Annotated in this window: 14 protein-coding genes and 1 pseudogene; 2 read left to right on the plus strand and 13 right to left on the minus strand. The window is 38.0% G+C overall.

Translation table 11 applies throughout. The features are described from left to right. Positions 1 to 190 precede the first annotated feature (190 nt). Both RSX31_RS10960 and RSX31_RS10965 read right to left on the minus strand, forming a co-directional pair. Positions 191 to 1,000, minus strand: coding sequence for a class I SAM-dependent methyltransferase (locus RSX31_RS10960; RefSeq protein WP_315634523.1), 810 nt, complete (start codon positions 998 to 1,000; stop codon positions 191 to 193). Between the two features lie 126 nt (positions 1,001 to 1,126). Next, positions 1,127 to 1,897 carry a phosphotransferase gene (locus tag RSX31_RS10965; RefSeq protein WP_315634937.1) on the minus strand — a complete coding sequence of 257 codons (771 nt, stop codon included), beginning with the start codon at positions 1,895 to 1,897 and terminating at the stop codon, positions 1,127 to 1,129. Between the two features lie 289 nt (positions 1,898 to 2,186). Between RSX31_RS10965 and RSX31_RS10970 the strand changes: the two genes are divergently transcribed. Next, a complete protein-coding gene (locus RSX31_RS10970; protein WP_315634524.1) occupies positions 2,187 to 2,681 on the plus strand; it encodes a GNAT family N-acetyltransferase in 495 nt (164 codons plus the stop codon). Positions 2,682 to 2,749: 68 nt separating this feature from the next. Here RSX31_RS10970 and RSX31_RS10975 read toward each other — a convergent pair whose 3' ends face one another. Continuing rightward, the gene (locus RSX31_RS10975) at positions 2,750 to 3,169 is read right to left on the minus strand and encodes a VOC family protein (protein WP_315634525.1); all 420 of its coding nucleotides are present in this window, start codon (positions 3,167 to 3,169) and stop codon (positions 2,750 to 2,752) included. 79 nt (positions 3,170 to 3,248) lie between these two features. Next, complete coding sequence (locus tag RSX31_RS10980; RefSeq protein ID WP_315634526.1) at positions 3,249 to 4,046, minus strand: class I SAM-dependent methyltransferase; 798 nt, start codon at positions 4,044 to 4,046, stop codon at positions 3,249 to 3,251. A 352-nt stretch (positions 4,047 to 4,398) separates the two neighbouring features. Between RSX31_RS10980 and RSX31_RS10985 the strand changes: the two genes are divergently transcribed. Then, positions 4,399 to 5,040, plus strand: a complete 642-nt coding sequence (locus RSX31_RS10985; protein WP_315634527.1) for a GNAT family N-acetyltransferase — start codon at positions 4,399 to 4,401, stop codon at positions 5,038 to 5,040. Between the two features lie 86 nt (positions 5,041 to 5,126). Here the strand turns inward: RSX31_RS10985 and RSX31_RS10990 are convergent, their stop codons facing one another. The 9 genes and pseudogenes from RSX31_RS10990 to RSX31_RS11030 form a co-directional block, all read right to left on the minus strand. Continuing rightward, positions 5,127 to 5,744 carry an NUDIX hydrolase gene (locus tag RSX31_RS10990; protein WP_315634528.1) on the minus strand — a complete coding sequence of 206 codons (618 nt, stop codon included), beginning with the start codon at positions 5,742 to 5,744 and terminating at the stop codon, positions 5,127 to 5,129. Positions 5,745 to 5,805: 61 nt separating this feature from the next. Further along, entirely contained in the window at positions 5,806 to 6,396 is a 591-nt protein-coding gene (locus RSX31_RS10995; RefSeq protein ID WP_315634529.1) for a GNAT family N-acetyltransferase, read from the minus strand. After that, on the minus strand, positions 6,386 to 6,820 hold the full coding sequence (locus RSX31_RS11000; RefSeq protein WP_315634530.1) for an NUDIX hydrolase: 435 nt from the start codon (positions 6,818 to 6,820) through the stop codon (positions 6,386 to 6,388). The genes RSX31_RS10995 and RSX31_RS11000 overlap by 11 nt, the downstream gene beginning before the upstream one ends. A 144-nt stretch (positions 6,821 to 6,964) precedes the next feature. Then, complete coding sequence (locus tag RSX31_RS11005; protein WP_315634531.1) at positions 6,965 to 7,714, minus strand: phosphotransferase family protein; 750 nt, start codon at positions 7,712 to 7,714, stop codon at positions 6,965 to 6,967. A gap of 284 nt (positions 7,715 to 7,998) precedes the next feature. Then, positions 7,999 to 8,370: a VOC family protein gene (locus RSX31_RS11010; protein WP_315634532.1), complete on the minus strand. Its 372-nt coding sequence runs from the start codon at positions 8,368 to 8,370 to the stop codon at positions 7,999 to 8,001. A gap of 54 nt (positions 8,371 to 8,424) precedes the next feature. Continuing rightward, a complete protein-coding gene (locus tag RSX31_RS11015) occupies positions 8,425 to 8,922 on the minus strand; it encodes a DinB family protein (protein ID WP_315634533.1) in 498 nt (165 codons plus the stop codon). Between the two features lie 252 nt (positions 8,923 to 9,174). Next, positions 9,175 to 9,607 (minus strand): annotated as a pseudogene (locus RSX31_RS11020) (deaminase). A gap of 66 nt (positions 9,608 to 9,673) precedes the next feature. Further along, entirely contained in the window at positions 9,674 to 10,246 is a 573-nt protein-coding gene (locus tag RSX31_RS11025) for a histidine phosphatase family protein (protein ID WP_315634534.1), read from the minus strand. Positions 10,247 to 10,590: 344 nt separating this feature from the next. Continuing rightward, entirely contained in the window at positions 10,591 to 13,035 is a 2,445-nt protein-coding gene (locus RSX31_RS11030) for a heavy metal translocating P-type ATPase (protein WP_315634535.1), read from the minus strand. Positions 13,036 to 13,043 lie beyond the last annotated feature (8 nt).

A 13,043-nucleotide genomic window follows, 5' to 3' on the forward strand; every position in this document is an offset into this window, starting at 1 on the left:
ACTGCCAGACTCCGGTAGAATTTAGAGTCATGGCAGCTTAGGTGTTTTATTTAGTCTTATTTGACTGTGTCACTCCAGTTTTAGAGGTGGGTTTTCTTTGTATGTGACGGGACGGTTTCAATGATTCTAATGTAATGCAAAAAGAAGTACGAGATCGGACGCCATTTAATAATAAAAATAGATTAGCAGTTTACTTTTTCCTGCCAATATAAAGCAAGTGAGAGGAAATACCAAGAATATAAGGATCTGTTGCACTTTCTATAATTAAATCGATTATTTTCCTTACTTCTTCGTCACCTTTTTCTCTCCAGTAATCCCAATTGCCATTATTCAAAACCGCTCCTGCATTGGATCCTATTAACTCGATTGTTTCAAATCCGTTTGCTTCCATAAAAGGATTAATGTCTTCTATATTAAAATAATAGGCGCCTGTAAAACGTCCTTCATCTGCGTGATTAAAGCAGCCTGATTGGGAAAATTGTAAGATGGTATCCATATCATTGTTTGGTTTCCAATTGTCAGGAGATAAGAGCGATGTAAGGATGTGTCTAATTCTAGGCATAAAGGCAACAAAGACCAGCCCACCCTTTTTAGTCACTCTGTTTAATTCTTTCACTGCCAGTACACGGTCATTTTCTTCCTGCAAATGGTACATGGGTCCGAGCATTAATGAGGAGTCAAACTGTTCATCTTCAAACAGATTTAGGTCTCTGGCATCAGCTGCATAAAACCCTTCAAATTGTTCAGCTAAATCCAGTTCTTTTGCTTTGTCTTTTGCAATATCAACTAATCTTGGGGTCAAATCGGTCAGCGTTACCCTATAACCAGCTTTGGCAAGTTCCATTGAATATTTCCCCGGTCCAGCACCATTATCAAGTACATAGCCTGTTTGAGACATATATTTTCTTATATAATGCCAATTCACCTGGAATTCAACTGGTTCACGTTCAAGTCTTCCCCACTCATCAAATTGATTGTAATACTGAATGATCTTACTCATGTTTTCACCTATATTCCACTTTTTACCTATATATTCGGTACAACTTTGGTCGAATCCTGCTTAAACTACATACCAATTAGCAATGAATCCATCCAGCAAAAAAGAACTTTTTTACTGACCTGCCTCTTAAACCCACTCTTCACCATGTTCACGAATAAACTTTATATCATTTTGATAATGCTCATGGTGCCCTTCATCGATCATCTTTTGAAAAGCAAGGTCACCTTCACCGGCTTTTCTTTTCATGTAGATACACAATCCTTCCAAGCGCAGCAATACCATTTCCAAATAATCTTCTTCCATTCCCTCCATACCGTAGGATTCAAAGAACAATTTTACTCTTTGTTTTATACGGCCGGCATCACGTTTTGGATCGTAGTGAACAGCTTCACCCGCTTCGGTATGATAATGTCTGCTTAAAGGAACGCAGGTGTACAGAGTATAAGCGATATCCCAAAGTCTCGGACCGGGGCCGGCAACATCAAAATCAATGATACCTACTGGTTTTTCCTTGTTAAAAATAATATTGTATATGGCAAAATCATTGTGACATACAACCTCCATGTTAGCTGGTGTATTGTCCATGGGCTGCCATTCATCCGTTAATGGGAAGTCACTCACTGCATCATGGTAATGCCGGAGCATCTTCGCTATGTCTTTTAAAGCATCATTAGACCACATGTATTCTTTTAAAGGATAATTGCCGGCTTCTCCTGCTATAAATGATAATATCTCTCTATCTTTTTCATCAATTCCCAAAAACTTCGGTGCATATTCAAAACCTTTACTTTCCAAATGCTGCAATAACATATGGATTTTAACACTATCAGACTTCATTTCCCGTCGTATAGTATCTCCCGAACGATATACATCCGAGACATTCCCTCCTGTTAGCATTTCTTCTTTTTCATCCTTACTTTTCACTTAAATCCCCCCAATTTAGGGACGCTGTCCGGGTTTTTCAATTAAACACCTCATCCACAATTGAGAGAGCACTAGACATTACTTAATCTACTTCCAACCCCTACTATAAAACTATTAACGATATGATTCTATTTGTAATCTCAGATTTAAACATTCTCCGTAATTCCCCCTTATGAAGTGATGCGGCACGCAGTATATAGCTTGTCTACACTTTCACGATATCCTATAATGGAAAATATTACATTATGTGGAGATGATCATTATGACGTCAAATACTAAAAGCCCTACAGTTAAACTAGTTGAGTTTCATGAACAATACACACATCAATTGTCCAACTTTTCCTTGCCTGAAGATCAACTAGAGTTTACTAGCCTTCCTTTAGAAAAAATCAATCACCCCAAAGTCTCCAAAACTTCTATTCATGTATTAGTCATGAGTAATAATGAACCAGTGGGATATTTTGCATTAGAAGATGGGGAAAAGGTTCATAAGTATAGTGACAATCCAAAAGCCAAAATCTTAACATCTTTTTCAATCGATTCAAAGTTTCAAGGAAAAGGACTGGCAAAACAAGGTCTAAAACTACTTCCTTCTTTTGTGAAAAACGTTCTGCCTGATATCAATGAAGTGGTTCTTGGGGTTAACAAAAGGAACACGGCAGCCATAAATCTCTACCTGAAATGTGGTTTCGTAGATGAAAAACAAATGTATGAGGGACCTAAAGGGCCTCAATATGTTTTACACTTGATTATTTAATTTACCTGGGGGCTGCCTAAGCTCCTTTTTGCGCATTAATAATTATTCGCATCGTGTATCTACATTGATCACTGTGAAATGAAATATTTCTCCCGGAAAACCGGACTAAGCTCACTCCACACATCAAACTTATTTCCATCTAAATCATAAAAAACAAAATTCCTTCCAGAGTGGCCTCTGTTTTCAATAGTGCCAACCCGAATCCCATTGTCTATAAAATCCTTATGCAGTGTTTCCAACGCTTCTAAACCATTCACTTCAAAAGTTAATGAAAATCGTTCTTCACCATAAACATCTATGAAATTAGCACTTTGATTTTCTTTTGATTTAACAAGAAAAATACTTTGGTTTGCAAGATTCAAGATGGCTTTATCTTCATCTTTATAGCTTAATCCTGCATCTAATTTATGTATGTACCATTCAGATGAAAGATCCACATTTGTTACTGGAATATAGGTTGTACCAACCCTTAATAATTTTTCGTTCATTAATAATTCCCTCCCGCAATCAGATATAGTAAACATTCTCTTTTCACATGGGTTTCCCCTGCTGTAACTTCCATATTTTTCATAACCCTTTTCTCCCGATCTTCACTGATAGCGTTGATTCTTCTTTATATTCTCCAGATTCACCAATATCGAGCATGGCCTCCCTCACATCACGTTCAAATAGCGAGATGTCACTTCCAAGAAAACGCTTGGATCCATAGGATGTAGAATACAGATTCCCTAGTAACGACTCAATGGTCCAAGTGATTTCGTATGTTGGTAAGGTATGAACTTCAAGGTCAAATTGAGAATGGGATATGACTTCTTCATGACTGGTAACGGGATGAGTATAGGTTGAATTTCCAGCCTTTCGATCTTTTCCATACCATTTTTCGATCACTTCATTAAACCTTACTTGCCAAGGTTTCAACGTTTGATTGGGATCATAATTATCAATGATCGCTACCCCGCCACCAGGAGAAATCATATCAAATAATTCCTCTAATACCTTTGGTCTGTCCATCCAATGAAAAGCCTTGGCTATCGTCACGAGAGAAAAATGCTCATGATTCTCAAGGGTGTACTGTTCCAAGGTTCCATTGAACCATTCAATCTGACCCATCCTTACTTCCTGATGGATACGCGTAGCTTCTTCAATCATTTCCGGTTCAACATCTATACCCACTATTTTATGACACCAATCAGAAAACCTTATGGTGAGCTGTCCTGTGCCGCAGCCTAGATCAAGGAGGTTCTGCTCTCCATTTAAAGAAAACGTTTCAACAAGGAATCGTATTAACGAAGAAGGATACATCGGTCTGTATTTCGAATAATACCTTGAAGTGCCTTTAAATAGGTCTTGCCCGTACTTGTTCAAGTTTGTGTTCCTCCCATCGATCTCTATATGCTTTCACTACCAATTATTTCAAAATGAACCCTCCAACTCAATAATTAATTGCATTAAAAAAGAAGCTTATCCTTAGTGGTAAACTTCTTTTCCAAGAAAAAACATATTATTGATTACTATTTGTAAGATTTTACTGATAATTGTATCATTTTGAAAAGTGATTTATACATTTATCCAGTTCCAAGATAAAGGTGATTCAATTAGAATAAGAATATATAATGCACTTGTGTTTGGTTGAGGAGGATTATTATGAACTTTGAGAGATTACGCTTACACTCATTTGAACTATACTCTAAAAAATAATAATTAATGGAGGATTCAAATGAAAGAAGAAATACCAGACTATAATTTGTTTATGATATGTAACAGTTTAAATACATCTGCTATAACTGAACTACCTGAAGGCTATCACGTTCGGTTTTGTAGAAAAGATGAAGTAGATATATGGAAGAGAATGCCCTTTGATACGCCAGAATTAGCGACTCAATACCATCATTTCATGACGGAATTTTTCAATCAAGTTTATTTACCCTATGGTGACTTATTCTTTAAAAGGTGTTTGTTTGTATGTGATGAGAGTGACACGCCTATAGGAACCTGCTTTTTATGGAAAGCATATAACGAGGTATGGACCGTTCATTGGTTCAAGGTAAACATACATTATGAGGGAATGGGTATTGGGCGCAGTTTATTATCTTATGTCATGCAAACCTTATCTCAAGAAGAATACCCAGTGTTTTTACACACACATCCTACCAGTTATAGAGCGATAAAATTATATTCAGATTTAGGGTTCAAATTGTTGACTGACTCAGTAATTGGCCAAAGGACAAATGACCTGAATGAAAGCTTACCGATATTAAAAAAGTTTATGCCAGATGAGGATTTCAATGGCTTAGAGTTTCAATCAGCCCCTGAATTTTTCTTGGACGTTGTAAATTCTTCATTAAAAGATGAATTTTAAATAAGAGAAGTCCTTTGGGCTTCTCTTATTTTCCAAGTTCTTTGGTTTATATTTCATTAATCTGCCGCCCTTTAACTTCATGACCATTAATCATATACAGTTTCTTTACTAGGATCTCTCAAGAATTCAAACAGCATGTTAATCTGGGTTTCTGTATTTCTACCTATCGATAGCTCCGGTAAATTCTCTTCTTCGAAAAAATGAACTCCTTTTGTTTCGATCCCACTTCTTTCCTTTCCACCAGCCACCTCGCACTGAATAAATATTTTATAGTAATGGTAGGGTTGCGAGGGATGGGGATGTTTGTTCATATCGAGCAGTCCGAGTAATTTTACAGGGGTTACATCATATCCAGATTCTTCTCTAATTTCTTTGACGATGTTTTCACTTGGAGACAGGCCTACATCACAAAATCCACCTGGGAGAGACCATTTATCATCAACTTTCTCTCTTACCATCAGGATTTTGTCATCCTTGAATACGACACCGCGCACATCTACTTTCGGTGTCTGATAACCTGATTCGTTCGTAAATAATTCCCTTATTTTCATCATCTCTAAGTCCGTGTATTCCTGCATGATCTCCGCACTGATCGTTCGTAATTCTTCATATCTCTCAATATCGTATACATCCTTTGAAAAAGTCAGCCCTGATTGAGATAATGCTTGGATCCTTTTTGCCCATTCTAACCATTTATCACTCATCGTTTTTGCACCACCTTAAACTTTCATTCACATATGTATGTTGACGGATAATCGTCGCACTTTACTTCGTGTTTCTCTTCCACTCTGACTTACTCAATCTATAATGATGATAAAGTTGATTTCCAATCGCCTGTTGTCCGTGGTAGGTAAACTCACACTTCTCAATCACTTTTTTGGATGAATCGTTGTCAATCAAAGCAACTGCATTCAAGATTTCTACATTGGTATTCGTAAATAAGTAGTTAATCAGCCCTGTAGATGCTAAAGTCGCATAGCCCTTCCCTTGATGTTCAATCGAAATGGCATACATAATTTCTCTATTCGGTGCAGGAAGCTCATTCTTAATACCCGTAAAGCACCAACCGATCAATTCTTCCGTTTGCTTACTAAACACCCCGAGTTTTAACGTATGATCTTCGATGTTGGTTGTTATGGCAGCAACCTCAATAAATGCTTTATTTGCTGGTATTTCGTAATTTATAACCCAGTCCATCCTTTGTTCTTTTGTAGATTTCCAGTCTGGAAGATATTGAGCTATTTCTGGCTGATTTGATATTCTGTATATATCTTCTGCATTTTCTATGGAGAACTCTTGTAGATAAATATCTCCACAATCAATTCTGAATAATCCCTTAGATGTTTTATGATTCATAGCTATTTTTCATCTTTTCCTCTGCGCATATTATGTTTCTTTTTAAATAATCCGGTAGTTCCGGATGGGCAAGAATCTCTGAAGTAGTCATCCAAAATACATCATCAACTTCTTCAGTGCTTTTTGCGAAAGGTTCACCCAATTTATGATGACACAGAAAAACGATATCAATTACATTGATGCCCGCATCAGTAACAAAGGAAGAGCTGTTCACATATTCAACACCTGTGACTTCGCTTCCCACCTCTTCAAATATTTCTCTTTGTAAAGTCCTTTCTAATATATCGGATGAAACTCCTTCGATTTCACACTTGCCGCCGACGAGTGAAAGAGAGCCACCTGCATGTTCCTCCTTCTCGCTTCTCAAGATTAGAAGCCACTTACCATCGCGGTGAATAGCACCTTCTACATTTACAACAAACATATAACAATCCCCCTTATAAGAATGATCCTAATACCCGTTTGTTCAAAATACAGCGATCTAGTTGCACTGGAATATATATTTTGATTGATTCCCTTGGCAGTGCTACCATAATCAAATTTGCTCTCAAAGATAATACAAAGTTTGTCAAATAGGGCAATACTGATTAACAATCTCCAAAAGACGCTCTGGTTTTTCTGATGAAACACACTCAGACAATCTTGCCGCAGCTATAATTGGCGTCCATTGAAAAATCTCATCTTTAGACAAACCGCTTTTCTCACAATAAAGACGCATATACATATCAGCCAATTCCACTGAAAACTGGGAATACAAGAGATACGTTCGATATACGTCAGCACGTATATCCCCTGCACTAGCATCAACCCAGTCGATAATGGTCACTTTATGATCCGACATAATTAAGTTGAAGAAATGAAAATCCCCATGACAGAGTTTTTCGTCGAAGGTCATTGAATCTAGTTTTTTAATTAAGGTAGATTTAAGTTTAATATCCAACCCTGGTGCATTTTCTATTTGTCTACTTAATTTTTCAGACATCGGTTCAATAGAATCCGCTTTGATTTTATGTATTTTCATTTGTATATCAACAGAGATGCTCATATAATACTCCGCTTTTTCCATGTTGTCTGTTAGAAAATTCCCTATAGTTCTCCCTTTTATGTGTTCCATTATGATTACCTGTTTACCATCTATTTTTGTCACATCAACTATTTCCGGCACAGAGAGTCCACACGAATAAGCAAAGCTTTGCTTGAAAGCTTCATTAGTAGATTCCTTATCTGGTAATGAGTCATTAAAAACTTTGAAAACCTTGTTTTCATAGAGATACACTTTTGCTGTATTTCCGATGGCAATAGGAGTTCCTAAATTCATTGTTTTTCACTCCTTTTACTTGTTTTTTAAAAAAAGAAATGGATGTGTCTCACGCTTCCTTTTGCCCATAATCTGCTCCCAAGAATAGGGTCCAGATATTGGTATCTTGTTGGCTATGAAAGACATTACCACAGAGATGATAAAAGAATCGAGAGACTCATCTGATTCGATAGAATTTATTCTCCCTTTACTTTTAATCGATCGATTCAAACGTTACTCCACTAGGCAGTTGTTTCTCATGAGTATTCTCCACAATCGGCCCAACTCATGAAGCTGGTCTAATCTCACCAGTGTACTTGAAGTTTATTACCATTTGGGTCATAAAAGTGGAAAAAGGCATGACCATTATCTTCTTTTATATCCTCAACCTTAACTTGATTATCCATTAAATGTTGATGAAATTTAGATAATTCCGGGCTTGTAAAGCCAATGCTAAATTCTGGTTCATTATCAATTGTAAAATGGGCAAATGTTTCATCTTCAGTAGGAACTAAGATAAGTAAGAAAGGTCCTTCATTTACTTTTATCACCGCAAGTTCCTCAGTAATGTTTACTAACTGGAGCCCTAATACATCTCTATACCATTGTGCAGACAGATCTAAATCTTTTACAGGAATTCTAATATAATGTACTTGTTCAATAAATGATTTACTCATATTCTTCTCTCCTTTATTTCATTTGGTAGATCAAATAGTTTCCTTAATTCCCGCCTATACTAAGTACCTTTCCAGCTCATCTTTTTGACGTACATGATGTCGAAAATGCATTCCGACCAAATCATACCATTCCTTTGCATTCAGCCAGCCGAATCCTCCATGTTCAACTTTATTTTCTGGGTGAATATATTCCACCTTCGTTTCCCAATGAGTCAATCGTTGAATTAATTGTTCCATCCTGCTAATGAGTTCTTCCTTGCTATCTGAATTATTTGGTGGAGCATTTAGTTCATCTGGTAATCTTATTTTAATAGGTGGAAAACCTCCGTTCTCAAATAATTGCTCACCAAATTTTGTTTTCCCAAGGGGTTGTTCCTCATTCAATGCAGCACACTCTTCCATACTATCAAGATACTCATGGGCAACAACAATTAAATGGTCATACATCTGTCCAATGGACCACACCCCTTCTTCCGAGATATACCTAAGCTGTTCTATTGAATAATTGTTAAGGTCACCTTTGAAAGTAATAAGTAGTTTAATGTCATTCATTTAAATACTTCCTTTCAATTTATGAAAAGTGATTTTTGACTATTGCTGTATATATTAGTGAAGACAAATACCAATAAGGCATATTAACTAAAATAATCAGTGTCTTTTATTTTCTCTTTCACTGTTCTCACCCTCAGGAACTATAATGGTTGTCGACGCTATTACTTTATTCCAATTATTTCAAATCACTGATAGAAACTCAATAACTATTTCCCATAAAAAAAAAAGCTTCCCCTATTGCGGATAAACCCCTTATTCTGGAATAGCTTTTCGTAAGTTAGTAACATGATTAGGATTTGTCAACCATTTATACTCATTAGTTCCATTTGCTTCTGTTTCAAGTCACCATAAGGTTCTTCAATAGCTTCAATTTCATGAAATTTCTTGTCAAATATTTTGGTATCGCTGATTTTTTTATAACCGCCAAAACCTAAATCATCGTTTAGTAGCCAAACTACTTTTTTTATATTGGCATAAATATTGATTTGCCGGCATTACGGATAGCGTCAATTTCAGCGTGGGCAGTCATATCTTCATGAGAATGTATTTCTATTACGCCCTCTTGAAATAATGTTCTGATTTTCATCCACAATAATAGCCCCAACTGGATATGTATTCTCATTCAATGATTTTCTGCTTCTTCAAGAGCCAACTCTAAAAAATATCTATCTTTTTTCATGGTCATATTTCTCCCCTAAGACACATATTCCAATCTACTCCCTATATTAAAAGAACAATGGCTAATTTCGGTTCAATTTCCCCCCCACAATCTTCGAACATCCACCAACTTCTTCTCTTTAAATTCCAACCTATAAATATCAGGTTTGGACGTGCTATGTAAAAAATCCAAGTCATACGTACGATCGAAATACCCCATCATCAAGGTCATAACAGCCCCGTGAGATCCTATTACGATATGTTTATCTTTAAATGTTTCTAGTAGTTCTTTTAAAACGTTAATAGCCCTTTTTTGACAGTCAGCATTTGATTCTGCTCCTTCTAAAGCGAAATTTGATTCCTCAAAAGACTTCTCCAACAGTGGAAGCAACTCCTTATCAGATACTCGATTATCTTCAGAAGAAAACATCCTCTCTTTTAAACCTTCATATACGATAACTTCTTGGCCTATTTGTTCAGCTACCTTTTCGACAGTTAAGATTGAACGTATATATGGGCTTGAAACAACTGCGTCAATCTTCTCGTCTTTCAATATGTCAGTTACCCGCTTAGCATCCAAATGACCTTTTGGAGTTAGCCCTCTTGTTCTTTCATTTCCTTCCTTTGGTGACTCACCGTGCCTCACCATATAAAAACACGTACTCATCGTGTATTTACCTCCACTAAGGTTCGATTGATAACATGGTTCCAATAACATGGCCTGAACCCAGGCAGGTTAAAACTTCACCGTGCTTCAGGACATGATAAAGAAATAACTTATCCTATTACATGTATGCAATCACCTTTTTCTATTTTTCAGACGGCATTACCGTACCTTTGTTGCTCTTAATACCAATTATTTCAAATTAATACTTCTTACTCAAGAAGATTTTTCATAAAAAAAAGGCTATCCAGTTTTGAATAAGCCTTCTACTCTTTAAAGACCTCATGGTGGAATTCACACAAAAAAAGCCGCTCAGCAGAAAATACTGAACAGCTTTTATGAATAGTTTATTTGACTTTTACTAGGCGCAACGCATTCAAAATGACGATGATTGCTGCTCCTGTATCACTTAGCACCGCTAACCATAGTGTTAACCATCCTGGGAAGATCAAAGCAAGGGCGACAAATTTTACGATTAAAGAGAACCAGATGTTCTGCTTGATGATACTCAGCGCTTTTCTGCTCAAGTTTATCGTATGCGGCAGTTTTTCAAGGTTATCCGCCATTAGGACAATGTCGGCCGTTTCCATCGCTGTGTCCGTCCCTGCACCGCCCATGGCAATCCCCAGATCCGCGGTGGCAAGTGCAGGAGCATCGTTAATGCCGTCTCCGACCATCGCTACGTTATGGCCTTCCCTTTGTAATTGTTTGATCGCTTCCACTTTATCTTCCGGTAACAGTTCAGCAAAATAGCGGTTGACGCTTGTTTCCTTTGAAATCATCTTAGCTGTGCCTTCATTATCGCCTGTCAGCATGACAACTTGATTGACTCCTGCTTTCTTTAATCCGTTCAAGGCATTAACGGTTGTTGTCCTGATGGTATCAGCAACAGAAATGACGCCGATGATTTCTTTCCTTGTACCGATAATGACAACGGTTTTTCCTTTACTATGCAGATCTTCAACACTTGCTTTCGCTTCCCCGAGAGGAATCTCCATTTCATCAAAAAGCCTTGGATTTCCGGCATAATATACTTCCCCGCCAATGGTGGCTTGAACACCTTTACCCACTATACTTTTGAACAACTCGCCTTGTTTAGCTTGAATCCCCTTGTCATTCGCGTATCGAACAATGGTTTGTGCAATCGGATGAGTTGAATATTCTTCCAGCGTCAAGGCGATAGACAGCAACTCGTCTTCCGATGTACGTAAAGCGTTGATTTGAGAAACGTTCGGTTTTCCTTCAGTCAAGGTACCCGTTTTATCAAAGGCGATGGCATTGATGGCCCCTGCCTTTTCCAGGAATGTTCCCCCTTTGATTAACACACCGTTCTTTGCAGCGTTTCCAATGGCAGAAACAATTGCGACAGGGGTAGAAATAACCAAGGCACATGGGCAGGCAACGACTAATAATTCAAGTCCTTTATAGAACCATTCTCCCCATGTTCCAAAATTTAATAAAGGAGGGATCACCATGACGACTAGTGCCAGGACGAATACAATAGGTGTATAGATCCCCGCAAACTTATCGATAAACGCCTGGGTGGGAGCCTTCTGTTCCTGGGCTTCTTCAACGAGGTGAATGATCTTGGAGATAGTGGTGTCCTCCACTAACTTGGTGACTTTCACTTCAAGAGACCCGTTTTCATTGATGGTTCCTGCGTATACAGTATCACCGGCTTGTTTATCGACGGGTATGGATTCTCCGGTTATCGGAGCTTGATTGACACTGGATTCACCGGTCACAATCTCTCCGTCTAATGGGATTCTATCACCGGGTTTAACAACCAGAATGTCACCGACGGACACTTCTTCAACAGGTTTCTTCATCAATTGAGAGCCCACTTTAATCCACGCTTCCGACGGAGCCAGGTTCATTAAATTCCGTATAGAGTCCCTTGTTTTTTCAAGTGACATATTTTGAAGAGTCGTGCCGAGAGCGAATAACCAAACCACTGTTGCACCTTCCAGCCATTCCCCGATGAAGGCAGCACCAAGGGCCGCAGCTGACATGAGGACATTCATATCCAATGACCGGCTTTTTATAGAATAAAAGGCGCTTTTCACCGGCTTATAACCGCTGATCACCATTGCCATCGCGTACATAAGGGTGGTTATGAATGTGGAAACACCGGTAAAAGATCCGATAAAACCTAGTGCAATCAATATCCCTGATGTAATGATCAACCCTTTACCATCATTGTGCTTAGCTGGTTCAGCACCATTGTTCTTTGAGGACAATGACGCCCTAAAGCCGATTTTAGACACTTCAGAAATGATTTCTTCCACACTGTTTTCATGCTCAGCTTTCAATTTGCCCGTTGAAAAGTGGACACTTACACTGTTTACACCGGGGATAGTGTTTAAGTGGTTTTCAATACTTTTAGCACAGCTGCTGCAATCCATGCCTTCTACATGGTAAATCCTCACGTTTTTATTTTGTTCTAAGGGCTCAACCTTAAATCCAAGCTTTTGCACCACATCTTCCACTTGTTCAAGATTCGTTTCTTTATCCCCCATGAACCGAAGTTTACCTGTATTATAGTTCACCTTTATTTCTTCTATGTTTTTTAATTTTCGTAATCCTTTTTCAATGGATGCGGCGCAAGAAGGACAATCCATGCCGAATACTCTGTATTCAACCATCTCACCGCTTGCAATGCCAGCAGCTCCTACTGCGACCGCCTCGCTTCTGCAACATGACTGTTTCTTCTCAATTACTTCTTCACTGCTGCAACAGCTTTTTTCCTTAAGATCATCTGCAGCTTCAGAACTGCAACATTTATCTGCCATTTTTTCAC

This window comes from Rossellomorea yichunensis (assembly GCF_032337515.1).
Taxonomy (GTDB): domain Bacteria; phylum Bacillota; class Bacilli; order Bacillales; family Bacillaceae_B; genus Rossellomorea; species Rossellomorea yichunensis.